General features: G+C 60.1%; 9 protein-coding genes. 1 reads left to right on the top strand and 8 read right to left on the bottom strand.

Going from position 1 to position 13,648, the window contains the following annotated elements; translation table 11 throughout:
* Positions 1 to 210: 210 nt before the first annotated feature.
* The 6 genes from fusA to VK574_RS21650 form a co-directional block, all read right to left on the bottom strand.
* Positions 211 to 2,292 carry an elongation factor G gene (gene fusA, locus VK574_RS21675; RefSeq protein WP_472801969.1) on the bottom strand — a complete coding sequence of 694 codons (2,082 nt, stop codon included), beginning with the start codon at positions 2,290 to 2,292 and terminating at the stop codon, positions 211 to 213.
* Between the two features lie 148 nt (positions 2,293 to 2,440).
* A complete protein-coding gene (gene rpsG / locus VK574_RS21670) occupies positions 2,441 to 2,914 on the bottom strand; it encodes a 30S ribosomal protein S7 (protein WP_472801968.1) in 474 nt (157 codons plus the stop codon).
* 80 nt (positions 2,915 to 2,994) lie between these two features.
* Positions 2,995 to 3,390, bottom strand: a complete 396-nt coding sequence (gene rpsL / locus VK574_RS21665; protein ID WP_472801967.1) for a 30S ribosomal protein S12 — start codon at positions 3,388 to 3,390, stop codon at positions 2,995 to 2,997.
* A 586-nt stretch (positions 3,391 to 3,976) separates the two neighbouring features.
* Positions 3,977 to 5,149, bottom strand: coding sequence for a hypothetical protein (locus VK574_RS21660; protein WP_472801966.1), 1,173 nt, complete (start codon positions 5,147 to 5,149; stop codon positions 3,977 to 3,979).
* 185 nt (positions 5,150 to 5,334) lie between these two features.
* A complete protein-coding gene (locus VK574_RS21655; protein ID WP_472801965.1) occupies positions 5,335 to 5,916 on the bottom strand; it encodes a hypothetical protein in 582 nt (193 codons plus the stop codon).
* Positions 5,917 to 6,102: 186 nt separating this feature from the next.
* Positions 6,103 to 7,080, bottom strand: a complete 978-nt coding sequence (locus VK574_RS21650; RefSeq protein ID WP_472801964.1) for a nucleoside hydrolase — start codon at positions 7,078 to 7,080, stop codon at positions 6,103 to 6,105.
* A 134-nt stretch (positions 7,081 to 7,214) separates the two neighbouring features.
* Here VK574_RS21650 and VK574_RS21645 point away from each other — a divergent pair, with 134 nt between their 5' ends.
* A complete protein-coding gene (locus tag VK574_RS21645) occupies positions 7,215 to 9,209 on the top strand; it encodes a SpoIIE family protein phosphatase (RefSeq protein ID WP_472801963.1) in 1,995 nt (664 codons plus the stop codon).
* Here the strand turns inward: VK574_RS21645 and VK574_RS21640 are convergent.
* Entirely contained in the window at positions 9,206 to 11,218 is a 2,013-nt protein-coding gene (locus tag VK574_RS21640) for a YjhG/YagF family D-xylonate dehydratase (RefSeq protein ID WP_472801962.1), read from the bottom strand. The genes VK574_RS21645 and VK574_RS21640 overlap by 4 nt on opposite strands.
* Before the next feature lie 9 nt (positions 11,219 to 11,227).
* Positions 11,228 to 13,648, bottom strand: a complete 2,421-nt coding sequence (locus VK574_RS21635) for a glycoside hydrolase family 130 protein (protein WP_472801961.1) — start codon at positions 13,646 to 13,648, stop codon at positions 11,228 to 11,230.

The raw sequence follows: 13,648 nt of genomic DNA, 5'->3' as shown, positions 1-13,648 counted from the left end.
ACATGCGGCTTCGAACGATCAAATTTTTCCTTCGCCATGGTTCTCTTCCCCTCGCAGCTGCTATGCCGTTGCCAAAAGGGCGCCGGCGTTCCGGCTCCAGCCCTAAAAACAGTTAACAGTGATCAGTTTTCAGTGATCAGTTTTTCCTTGCCTGAGCCAACATCATCGATTCACCCGATAAGCTCAGACTGTCCACTGTTCACTGCCTTTTCACTTCCCTTGCGCACGACCGATAATTTCATCGGCGATCATGCGCGGCGCCTCTTCGTAGCGCGCGAACTGCATTGAATACGACGCCCGGCCTTGTGTCGAGGAACGAATCTCGTTCACGTAGCCGAACATTTCCTTCAGCGGAACAATCGCCTTGATGACCTGCGACCCTGCCGCGTGCTCCATTCCTTCAATCCGTCCGCGACGCGAGTTGATGTCGCCGATAATCACGCCCATGAACTCCTCGGGCACCGTGACTTCAACCGCCATCACCGGCTCCAACAGCACCGGATGCGCCTTGCGTGCGGCTTCCTTGAAGGCGATCGAACCGGCAAATTTAAATGCCATTTCGTTCGAGTCGACTTCGTGATAGCTACCGTCGAACAGGATTACCTTCACGTCCACGATCGGGAAGCCTGCCAGGATGCCCAACTCCAACGCACCCTGCACGCCCTGATCGATGGGCTTGATGTACTCCCTCGGTACCGACCCGCCCTTGATTTCGTTAATGAACTCGTAGCCGGCACCTGGAGTATTCGGCTCGACACGCAGTTTGCAATGTCCGTAGTTGCCCGAACCACCGGTCTGGCGGATGTATTTGCCTTCCGCTTCAGCCATCTTGCGAATCGTCTCGCGGAAAGCAACCTTGGGCTCGCCCACGTTGGCATCGACCTTGTGCTCACGCTTCAAGCGATCCACAAGAATCTCAAGGTGCAGTTCGCCCATGCCGCTGATAATCGTCTGACCCGAATCCTCGTCGGTATGCACCTTGAAGGTTGGATCTTCATCAGCAAGCCGCGACAACCCCATCGCCATCTTTTCCTGGTCAGCCTTGGTCTTCGGTTCAATTGCCACCGAGATCACAGGCTCAGGGAAGGTGATGGCGCCGAGCGCGATCGGATGCTGCGGCGAACTCAGCGTGTCGCCTGTCTTCAATTCCTTCAGTCCCACGCACGCGCAAATGTCGCCGGCATAGATCTCAGTGATGTCCTCACGCTTGTTGGCGTGCATCTTCACGAGGCGTCCTACGCGGTCGGTCTTGCCGGTACGCGGATTCAGAATCGTGTCACCGGTCTTCAATGAACCCGAATAAATGCGGATAAACGACAACTTGCCGAACGGATCGTTGATCAGCTTGAAAACCAGCGCCGCGAGAGGCTCATTGTCGTCCGCCTTGCGGATCTCAGTCACGCTGGGATCGTGCGGATTGATACCTTCCACCGGAGGCTTATCCAGCGGGCTCGGCAGATAATCAACTACTGCATCAAGCAGCGTCTGCACACCCTTGTTCTTGAATGCAGAACCGCAGATTACCGGAAAGACCTTCAGATCGATCGTCGCCTGGCGAATGCCCCTCTTCAGCTCTTCGATGGTCGGCGTCTCGCCTTCGAGAAACTTCTCGAGCAACACATCGTCGGTCTCTGCGATCACTTCGATCAGTTGCAGACGGAAAGCTTCCGCCTTCTTCTGCAGATCGGCCGGAATCGCCTGAACGTCATACTCCGCGCCCATCGTCTCGTCGTGCCAGAGCACCGCCTTCATCTCGATGAGATCGACAACACCCTTGAATCCAGCCTCTGCACCAATCGGAATTTGCAAGGCCACCGGCCGCGCGCCCAGCCGCTTGCGAATGGTGTCCAGAACGTGCTCAAAATCGGCGCCGTTCTTGTCCATCTTGTTCACGAAGCAGATACGCGGAACCTTGTACTTGTCGCCTTGCCGCCACACAGTTTCAGTCTGCGGCTGTACACCACTGACTGAGTCAAACACCGCAACCGCGCCATCGAGAACGCGAAGCGAGCGCTCCACCTCGGCGGTGAAGTCCACGTGACCCGGCGTATCAATGATGTTGATGCGGATGTCTTTCCACATGCACGTCGTTGCAGCCGACGTGATGGTGATGCCGCGCTCCTGCTCCTGCTCCATGTAATCCATGGTCGCGGTGCCTTCATGCACTTCGCCGATACGGTGCGTGATGCCCGTGTAGAAGAGGATGCGTTCGGTCGCAGTCGTCTTACCGGCGTCGATGTGCGCCATGATTCCGATGTTCCGGCAACGACTTAGAGGTATGGTGCGAGCCACGGTTTTTCTTTATCCTTGCGGGCTTCTGATCCCGCCGTTGATTTCCAGTGATCAGTGGTCAGTGATCAGTGGTCAGTAAAAAACCTGAATTGTTTGAAGCGGTTACAAATCAATGATCACTGTCCACTGATCACTGATCGCTACTTCCCTACCAGCGATAATGCGCGAAGGCCTTGTTGGCCTCGGCCATGCGGTGTACGTCTTCCTTCTTCTTCATCGCCGCGCCACGACCATTGGCCGCGTCCAGCAGCTCATTGCTTAACTTGTCGATCATGCCCTTCTCACCGCGGGCGCGCCCGTAGGTGATGAGCCAGCGAATCGCCAGTGAAGTACGCCGGTCGGCATTTACTTCAATCGGCACCTGGTAGTTGGCGCCACCCACGCGGCGAGTCTTGACCTCGAGTAGCGGCTTGCAGTTCTCGACCGCCTTCTTGAAGAGCTTCAGCGCGTCGTCTCCGCCGCCCTTTTCCTCAAGGTTCTTCATCGATTGATAGAAGATGCCCTGGGCCGTCGACTTCTTGCCGCCCCACATCATCGAGTTCACAAACTTGGTGACCAGCGTGGATGCATAAACTGGATCCGGCGCTACTTCCCGCTTCGCAATGTGCCCTTTTCTCGGCATAGTTCCTCAAAATCCTTCGCGCCTAAGCGCCGTTCTGTTGCCCCAGTCCCGGTTCCATCACTCCGCCCGGGAACCGAAAACTACTTCTTCGCTGCCGCCGCTCCGCCCTTGGCGCGCTTCGCACCATACTTCGAGCGGCTCTGCTTCCGGTTGGCCACGCCGACTGAATCCAGCGTGCCGCGTACCACGTGATAGCGAACGCCCGGCAGATCCTTCACACGGCCGCCGCGAATCAGCACAATCGAGTGCTCCTGCAGGTTGTGGCCGATGCCGGGAATGTAGGTCGTGACCTCGATCCCGTTGGTCAACCGCACGCGAGCCACTTTGCGCAGCGCCGAGTTCGGCTTCTTGGGGGTTTGTGTATACACGCGGGTGCATACACCGCGCCGCTGCGGCGAGGCCTGCAGTGCAGGGGACGCCGTCTTGTATCGGGGGGCCGTACGCCCCTTGCGAACCAATTGATTAAATGTCGGCAAACTGAAACTCCTTACCCCAAAAACCTCTAAACCCAACCCACTCACAGCCGCGCGCAAGGCCCTCCGGGCTTTTCTCCCGCGTTGGCGCTATCAAGCCGCCCAAACGCACGGAAGCCCAGGTTGCTGCTTCGCGTCTGCCTTCGTTCCACTACCAGACGAAAACCGAGACGGTGGCCGGTCGTTTTTCCGCTTTTAAACGGGAAAAGCCAACTCCGTTTCGCCGGTTCCGGCTCGCATAGCCCTCCAAGGTGGAGAAACGCGCGAGCACCGATGCGATTATCGCCTCCCCGTCTTTCCTTCACCCGGGTTGACGATGTGTCCCTGCCCTTCGCAAGACGAGAGCGATTCGGGGACTATGGCCGCTCTTTACTGCCAGCGACCTCGGGAACTGATCCTCGGCAAACGTTCCGGCCGGGATCTCCCGTTACTCGCCTGCCGTTATCACACACGGATAGGCGTGTTCTTGCGGAACCTTATAAAGATAACAAGAAACCCGGGTGGGGTCAACGAATTCAACCCCTCACTCCTATTTTCTGCCGGCGAAGATGGCTCCGTGCCGGAAACAACCTTACCGTAACGCCTAAACCTAGGGCACCGTATAGGTGCCGCTATTGGCCACGGCGTTTCCAGTTGCGTTCGATGGCATGGTCAGCGTCGCGCCGGCACTGAACTGCACGATCTCCGCCGTCCAGACCGCCGGCGATCCCGAAGTGGGTGCCGGCTGGAACCCGGCAACGCCGGAAAGATCAGGAAAAGCCAGCGCGGTTGAGCCGCTCTGATAGTTGGCCGTCGCATCGACCTCAAAAAAACTCGAAACACCTGTCCCGCTCACCCAGCCCACCGCCGCCGACTCGATGACCCCGGGCTTTCCCGCGAAACCCGTGTAAGCGAAATTGAAGTTGGGCAGCGCCGCCGGAGTTGGGCCCCGATAGGACCAAGGCGCCGGAAATGTGAAGGTTACAGGACCACCGCTGCTCGAATTCGCAAGTACCAGCACCTCTTCGCCTTGCTTCGAACTGCTGATAACTGTAGCGAGAAACTTGTAGAAATCCCCGCCCTGAACTGCAGCAGCCGGCAAGGCCGGATACTGTGTGGTCGCGGGGGCAGCAACCGTAAATCCGCCCGCACCGCCCATGATGAAACCAACAACGGTGGTGGGCGCGGAATACCCCGGTGGGGCGTTGTTGTACGTGATCGCTTGCGGCGTGGTTTCATCTGCAGCGCCCAGCACAACCGTGCTGCCCCCATTCAGTGCGCCGGGAACCGTCTGGTTCGTGAAATTCTTCGCTGCAACGAGGCTGGTCAGCAGACCTTGCTGCGAGTTGTTGTAGGCCAACACCATCACCCGATCGGCGCCCGCCGGTTCGACGAGACTGAAAGCGCCATTGAGGGCCGCCCCAGCCACCGCTGTTGAAGTGCCATTCGAAGCGGCAATGTCCACAAGCGTTGCCCCTGGGATTCCGCTGGCGTCCACGCTTCCGGTGAACGTTCCGGTTTGACTGGAAGGTACCGCCACTGGGCAAGGTTCGGTGAACGAAGAGCCATCCGCAGTGCTCGCTTCAAACACAAATTGCTCCGGCACCTGAGCCTGCGGGCCCAAGGGCAAGGTGCAGACATAGGCCACCGCGAAATTCGCTGTACCGTTTGGAATCGTTAGACTCAGCGTTCCCGAGTTGAGTGCTTGTGCCGTAAACGCCCCGGAACCGATGCGCGCCGCCACCGCGGTCGGCGTGCCCACACTGAACTTGAACGTGACCACGGAAGGTGTGGCACCCCCTCCCCCCGTTGACCCTCCGCCACCCGAACCACCTCCGCACCCGGCTAAAAGGACTAGCGACGAGCCGAGTACGGAACAGCGCAGAATTGCAGAGAACGTCGAACGTCCATTCGCCAACTCGCGGTCTCCCATTGCTTGCTTTCTCCAGGGTGCTCGCCGACCGCGGCCTATTCGATCGATTTCAACGTCCACGTTCCGTTCTCGAGCGCGAAATCCGCCTGCTTCCGCGAGCTCAGCTTGTTGCCGGGGTGATGCGCAATATTGTCCAGCGCCTGCGGAACTCCGGTCAGATTCACACCCTCGGTGTATTTCCCTTCCTTGGCGGCGGCCGAGCCCGTAAGCATCTCGTCCTGCAGGTCGCCCATGTCGTGCGCCCTCAAATGATTCGCAGCAACCGTCATCACAACGGCCGTGTAGTTGGTGTCATCCTGATTCGCTGGACGCCACTCGATCACGTCGCCGCCTCCCGGCAGCGTTACCGCTTTCTTGCCATCCGGGGTCAGCTTGAAATCGGCCCACAGCTTGTTCGGATAAACCTTGGTCCTCTCCCACAACTTGGCCGATACCCCCTCGCGCACGCCAGCCTCATTCACCAGGATGGTCGTCCCGACCGGAGGTGTCTGGTCATACTTGGCCTGCACCATCGCCAACGCCTGGGCCGGGGTCAAGTCCGGCGCCGACTTGCATCCAATGCCCGCAAACCCAAAACCCATCACAGCCAGTACTCCCAAAACCTTCCAATTCAGCATGATTTTCACGCTCCCTCCTATTGCGTACTCCCATGGGCAGTATCCTGACGACCCGCCATTTTTCTCTTACTTTCCTGCTCTGTCAATGGATTCGGATGTGATACCCGGCACACCTGAAGGGCTGGGGTCTAAATTGCTGCGGATTTCAGCCAGCTGCCGGCCGAAAGTCGATGCCAGCGAAGTGGTTTATTGCTCGGCCACGCGCTTCAGCAGCAAAGCGAGAAAACCCTTCTCGTCGGACTCAAGACAAACCTGCGCATTGGGTGCGCCATTTCCAGGGCTCGTCAGTCCCTTATCGTCCACATCAATATGCATCGGCTTGGCCGGGCAGAGATCGGGGCGGAAAGTATAGGTCACCGCAACGGGGTCAAACAGCGTTGGCGTTGGGCTGTGGTTCGGCGTGTTTCCCATCCACTCGTGATAGAGCAGCGTCAACTGATCGGTGAGTGGCGAACCATGCGCAAAGATGGCCTCGCGGTCCTTCGCATCGAGTGGCACCTGCGTTGAATCGAGGGGCATCATGAATACCGGCACCCCCGATGCCAACAATGCCTTCAGGCCGGCAGGATCGTTGAGGATGTTCCACTCCGGCTCCGGCGGCTTTGGTTCTCCCTGTGCATCCGTGCCGTAACCGCGCTCAACGCTGCCGCCCATGATCACGACTCGCTTCAGTTTTTTAAACGTCGCTGGATCGCGCTCGATGGCCGCCTGCACCGTGAACAACGGCCCGATGCCGATCAGCGTGATCTGACCGGGATGCTCTCGCGCCTCGCGCACGATGAATTCCGCGCCATTCCCGTGTTTCTTCTCGGGCGGCTGCCTCGCATAAGCCGCCTGCGTCATCAGGTTGTCCGTTTTCGTCATCGGCCCCGCAAACACTGGAATATCGCTACGCCCCACCGACCGCAAATATCTGTCCAGCAGTCGCGCCCGCATCTCGGTGTTGCCGAACGTCGTCGTAACGCCCAAGATCTTCAGCTCAGGGCTTTCCAGCGCCAGCGCGAGCGCGAAGGCATCGTCAATGTCGTCGCCAATGTCTGTATCGATGACGACCAGTTGAGGTTCGGCGGAAGAGGGAACCGAGCCCGATTGTCCCGTCGTGCGCAGCGCGCCCAATGAAAAAATCAACGCCACCAGCATCAAAATCAAATACGCTCTTTTCATGGCTGATACTTTAACCCTCCCGGCCATGAGGTTGCCTTCCCCATCAATGAGCGCAAATCCCCGCATCCCAAACCGCCTCACGTGATTTAGCATCAATTCACGTTTCATCCGCCTCGCCTCGAGGAAACATCCTCATGTGTTTTGGGTTCGCCGTCAGGCTGCTCGCGATGCTCGTCCCTCTGGCCTATGGCGCATGGCTTCCCGCGCAATCCTACAGCCTGGTCGATGGCCGTGAACCGCTCGTCTCGCTCGATGGGCCATGGCGCTTTCATCCTGGCGATTCGCCAATGGCGAGTACGGGCTCGCCGATCTGGGCCACGCCGGGATTCGACGACTCCGGCTGGGCCCTGATCAACGGCGGCCAATCCTGGAGCGACCAGGGCTACCCCGGTCTGAGCGGATACGCGTGGTATCGCTTCACCGTCACAATGCCCGCGAGTCAAAACTCGACCTCGCTCCTGCTGCCGCCCATCCTTACTTCGTTCCAGGTTTTCGTCGATGGCAAACCGGTCGGCAGTGCGGGAAGAATGCCACCCACGAAGCTACTTACCGCTGAGATCAGTTACCACATGTTCTCGCTCACTCAGCAAGCAGTCCGCTCTGCGCGCACAGTGCAGGTGGCCATTCGGGTCTGGCACTCCCCTTTATGGGCCAGCTACGTGGGCGGCGGTCCACTCGAGCCGGGAAGTCTGGCAGGCGATCCGAAGTTGTTGGCGACCGAGCAGTCTCACCATCGGAGGTCGCGCAGTGTCCTTTTTGTCGACTACTACGCCTATAGCATCGCCAGCGGATTGGTCGGGCTCGTCATCCTATGCCTCTTCCTCATGCGCACCAGAGAACGCGAATACATGTGGTTTGCCGCCATCCTTCTCGCGCAGTCGGCCGACAATGCCCTCGCCGTAATTTTTCAGATCTATGCGTGGCCCCCGCTTCAAATCAATGACTTTGTTGATGGCATCCTGGTGGCCATCGAAATCGCCGCGACCTTGTTGTTCTTTTCCAAGGTGCTAAAAATTCGGGTCAACTCGCTGGGACGTGTCCTTCTCCTGCTGGTGGCCCTGAGCCCATTTTCGACAGTTTTGTACTGGCCCGGCTGGGCCTCGGCATCGGCCTCGGCCGCACTGCAACAGGCTCTCCTTTTACCGGCTGTGCTTTGGATTTTCTACTTCCTCGTGCAGCGCGCACTTCGGGGAAACCTGGACGCAATCCTCCTGCTGGTGCCAACCCTTCTCGACGTGGGCTTTAACTCCGTCAACAACCTGGCCATTGTCTTCGACCAGGCAGGCTGGATTAATTCGCCCGAAGGGGTCGATCTCGCCCTCCGCTTTCAGCCCTTCACCATGCACCTCAGCATTCTGCTTCACCTGATCTTCCTTCTCACGATGCTGGTCTTCCTCATTCGCCGCTTCACCTTTGCCCGGCGGCAGGAGGAGCGCATGGCCGGAGAGCTCAACGCGGCCCGTCAGGTGCAGCAAGTGCTTCTACCCGACGAAGCCGACCAGTGCCAGGGCTTCAAAGTGGAATGGGTCTACCAGCCCGCTAACGAAGTGGGCGGCGACTTCTTCCAGCAGATTGCCGACGGGGAATTCGGGATGTTCATCGTTGTCGGCGACGTCAGCGGCAAGGGATTGCCTGCCGCCATGCTCGTCTCGGTTCTGGTCGGCGCTATTCGCGCGGAGGCGGCCCGCGGCACTAACCCCTCCAACCTTCTCAGTTCGCTCAACAACCGCATGATGGGCCGTTCCCAGGGGGGATTCACGACCTGCCTCGCCGCACACATCTCCGCCGACGGCGTTCTCACCATGGCCAACGCCGGCCACCTCGCCCCCTACCTGAACGGGATAGAAATCGACCTCCCCAGTTCTCTCCCCCTGGGCATCGTGGCCGAGTTGCGCTTCGAAAGCATCGCGGTCACTCTTGCTTCCGGCAACAGCCTCACATTCGTCTCCGACGGAGTGGTCGAGGCCCGTGCCCGCAACGGCGAGCTCTTCGGATTCGACCGCACCCGCGAACTGAGCCGCCTGCCCGCCGAAGCCATCGCACGCGCTGCGCAGCAGTTCGGCCAGGAAGACGACATCACCGTCGTCACCGTCGAGTTCGCCGGCGTTCGAGCCCCGGCGCTCGTTTAGGACAGCTGCGAGCGCTCCTGCAATCGCGCCACTATCCTCTCCGTGTCATACACACACCCACCCCACACGCCGCCGCTCGCCTCCACCAGCGCCGCCCACAGACGCGTATCCTCCGGCAGCGCGGGATGCGGCTTCAAATCCGCACGCGGCTGTCTCCCCACTAATTTCCGCGCGCCCTCTTCCGCGCTCAACTGGCCGTTGGTATCGCCTACCAGGTTCACCGCTCCGGTCAGCCGCCCGCGATCGATCACGATCTCGATCAAGTCACCTTCCAGCACCTTGCCGACCGGTCCCCCTGCCAGCGCCTCCGGCGAAATGTGCCCGATGCACGCACCGGTCGAGACGCCACTGAAGCGCGCATCCGTCAATACCGCCACGTGTTTGCAATGCGGCAACTGCTTCAGCGCCGATGTCACCTGGTAGATTTCCTGCATGCCTGCGCCCTTGGGGCCGCCGCAGATCAGCACAATCACATCGCCGTGCCCGATCGCGCCAGCCTTGATCGCCGCAATCGCAGCCGCCTCCGTCGTGAACACCCGCGCCGGTCCGCGATGGCGGAAGACATTATCTTCGCCGATCAACGATGGATCGATGGCCGTGCTCTTGATGACCGACCCCTCGGGTGCGAGATTGCCGACAGGGAAACACACAGTTGCCGTCAATCCACGCGAGCGCGCACGGTCGGGCGTCATGATCACATCTTCGGCATCGATTCCATCCAGTTCCTTCAGTCTCTTGCGCAATGCGTGGCGCCGTTCGCTGTCGCGCCACCAGTCGAGGCTGGCGTCGAGTGTGTCGCCAGTGACCGTCTTCACACTCGTATCCAGCAGCCCAGCGGAGCGCAGTTCCAGCATCACTTCCGGGACCCCGCCGGCGAGAAACACCTGCACTGTCGCGAATCCACGCGGGCCATTCGGGAGCGCATCAACAAGGCGCGGGACTGTGCGATTGACCTGCTCCCAGTCCGCGCGCTGGGGCCGCTTCAACCCTGCGGAAAACGCAATCGCGGGCAGATGGAGCAGCAGATTCGTCGATCCGCCAAAAGCAGCATGCAGCACCATCGCATTGCGCACCGCCGCATCCGTCAGCACATCCTGCGCACCCAGTCTTAATTTATGCAACCGGATGATTGCACGTGCAGATCGCTTTGCCGCATCCAGCCAGATCGGCTGTCCTGAAGGCGCCAGCGCCGTATGCGGCAGGGCCAGGCCGAGCGCTTCGCCCACAACCTGCGCCGTCGCCGCCGTGCCCAGAAACTGGCATCCACCGCCGGGCGATGCGCAAGCGCGGCAACCCACTTCAGCCGCATATTCCAGGGTGATCTGCTGCTGTGCAAAGCGCGCGCCGATGGTCTGCACCTTGCCTGCATCCTCGCCCGACTCGGGTAACAGCGTGACTCCACCAGGAATCAAAACCGCCGGAAGCGGCCCGGCTGAAGCCAGCGCCATCATCATCGCCGGCAGCCCCTTGTCGCAGGTGGCCACACCCAGCACACCTTTGCCCGTCGGCAGCGAGCGCATCAGTCGCCGCAGGACCATTGCCGCATCGTTGCGAAAGGGCAGCGAGTCCATCATCCCCGTCGTGCCCTGGGTTCTTCCGTCGCAGGGATCGGTGCACGCACCCGCAAACGGAATGGCACGCAACGCCTTCAGTTCGCGCGCTGCCTCCGCGACCAGCAGCCCAACCTCCCAGTGTCCGGTGTGAAATCCCAGCGCGATCGGGCGGCCATCCTCCGCGCGCAGTCCGCCATGTGTGCTCAGAATCAGAAACTCCGGATCGCGCAGCCGCGCAGCTTCCCAACCCATCCCCGCATTCTGGCTCAATCCAAAAAGATTCCCCGACGGCTCCTCGACCAGCATCTCTGCCGTCAGCGGCAGTATGCCTTCAGGGCCGGCGGCATGCGTCGCCACATCGAGCAATACTTTCCGACTCTCCTGGGGTTCTTCCGTCTCCAGCACGGACTTCAGCGAAATCTCCGCGATCACATCCTCCTTATCCCGCTTGCTCATTCGCCAGCTTCACCGCGTGCTCTGTGTTGTGCCCGTCGCGACAGGCGTGAGCCGGAAGACATGCGGCTTCGGCGTGGCCGCATCGTAAATTGAGTCCTCCAGTGAATTTTCAAACGCCTGCATTACGTCCGGCTTTCCGGCCTGTTCCCCCATGTCCGCATTGCGCACGCGCATGCGCAGGTGAATATAGTGGGTCTCGTTGCGATCGCGTACGAGCCAGCTTACGCGCTGTGCCTGGTGAAACATCGGCGTCCCGTACTCGGCCAGATTGACGCCGCTCTCCAGAGCTTCGGGCGAAAACGTGTCCACCACCTCACCATCAATGCTCAGCGTGTACCGTCCTGCTGCCAGTCCCGTTACGCGCAGCGTCTCCTGGTTGAGTTGCTGTTCGATATCGGTCAGATCCTCAAGCAGCGCCGTGGTTGCGTTGGTCCGCGTCAGCGGCAACGGCAATGCATCCTCAACTTCAGTCCACTTCAATGTGCCGTCGGTCTGCTCAACCTGGCTTACGCTGGCATTGCGGGCCTCGGTCACGATACCTGCGTGCGCATCCACTGCGACAGCCGAGACCAGAGCCGGGGCGTGCCAGCCTTTCAGCAGCGCCTCGGCCATCACCCAGTGCGCCAGCGGATCAGGATGCACGCGGTCCGGCAACAGCAGTAGCGCCAGCTTCGGATCCATCGCATCCGCTTTCCGGATCGCCGCCACTACCGGCGTATTCAGATTCGCAAACGCCGCGCCATACTTATCGGCCAGCGATTGATCCACGTCCGCAAAATGCTGCATCGCCGCGTTGTACCCGCCCGGGAAAGTTACCGGACGCGTCACGTCGTCGTAAGGGGAAGGCCCCAGCAGTGTCAGCCGCGCGGCGGGCGCATGTTCGCGTATCGAATCAAGCAGGTGCTGATATCCCCTTACATACGTCTGCTCGATTTCGTCCGTCGTGGCCTGGTACCCGCCATCATTCATGCCCAACATCACCGTCACCACGGTCGGCTTCTCTGAGAACACGTCGCGTTCCAGCCGTTGATCGATCGGACCTCCGCCGCCACCCGTCACGCGATCGCCACCCACCCCCGCGCCGTAGAAATGCACCCGCATCCACGGGAAGCGCGTTGCCGCATACAGCTCGACATACTGGTTGTAGTAGTTCTGCTCCGTGATGCTGTCGCCGTAGAACACCACGGTGTCACCGTTGCGCAGATAGAAACCATGCGCATTCGCCTCCGCTCCAACAGGCATCAGCGTTTGCGGACCACTACTCACGGGGAGAGAGACGATCTCGGTCGCCTGCGCCATCCGCGAATCAGCGCTCATCGCCTCAGCCGGAGCGGTCGCCACCGCCACCAGCGAATCCGCGCACCCGTAGTACAAAAACCATTTGTTGTGGAAGAAGACCAAACCTTCGGCAAAGGTCGTTCCGGCCGCGTACTGCCCAGTCTTCTCGTATGGCAGTTCCGGCTGCAGCACCGGCTTGCCGGTCTGCGTTAGCAGGTTTGCTGGATTCGACGCATCAAACAGCGCTTCACCCGCCGCATACGCACTTGGCCCCAGAGACTGATCGCCGCCATCCGTTGCGTTCTTGCCGTTGTAGAGCATTACGATTCCCGTTCTCGTCAGCACCGGCGGCGGACCCGTCTCGGGAAACGTGCTGTCGAAATGCCCCGGCCTCGGTCGCAGCAATTCCACTAGGTTCCCGTGCATGTCTTCGACCGGTATCCAGTGAATCGCATCGTCTGAGGTCGCAAGCTTGATGGCCCCTTCGCCCCAGTACATCCAATAGCGGCCCGCGATCTTCGCCGCAATCAGCCGGCCATCTTTCAACTGCGTGACAATGCCGGCCGATTTGTACGTCAGGTTGGCATACTTGCCGCCTAAAGCCGCAAGAAATGCCGGTCCGTATTTCGTCCAGTGCTTCAAATCGCGAGAGGTCGCAATTCCCACCGAATACGCCTTGCGATTCCATTGTGTATACGTCAGCACATAAGTGCCGTCGTCGCGCTCCACAATCCGCGGATCTTCGACGCCACCCGGCCACTCGCGCGCTTGCTGGTCATCGTCGGCCGGATAGAACACCGGCTCGCCGGCGCGCTTGAAGTGGATTCCGTCGTCGCTTTCGGCCAGACCCAGCCGCGAAATGTGCCCGCCGATCTCCATCGCGCCCGAATTGTCTTCTGCGCGATACAGCACAACCACCTTGCCCTTGCGCACTATCGCCGCAGGATTGAAAGTGTGCAGCGCCTCCCAGGCGACAGGCTTGTGCAGAATCGGGTCCTCAAACGTCGAAGCTGGATTCGGCGAAACGACCGGATTGCCCGTCGCTGGCCGCGTGAATGGACCGATCACCCACTTCGGGGCACCCTGCGCCCACACGCCTGCAGTCCCAAGCAACACACCCAGCGCAATTGCCCACCTCAGAATCGTCTTCAC

Source organism: Occallatibacter sp. (genome assembly GCF_035317045.1).
Taxonomy (GTDB): Bacteria; Acidobacteriota; Terriglobia; order Terriglobales; family Acidobacteriaceae; genus Telmatobacter.
Note: the sequence above shows the minus strand (reverse complement) of the source record. Positions and strands in the feature narration are given on the sequence as shown.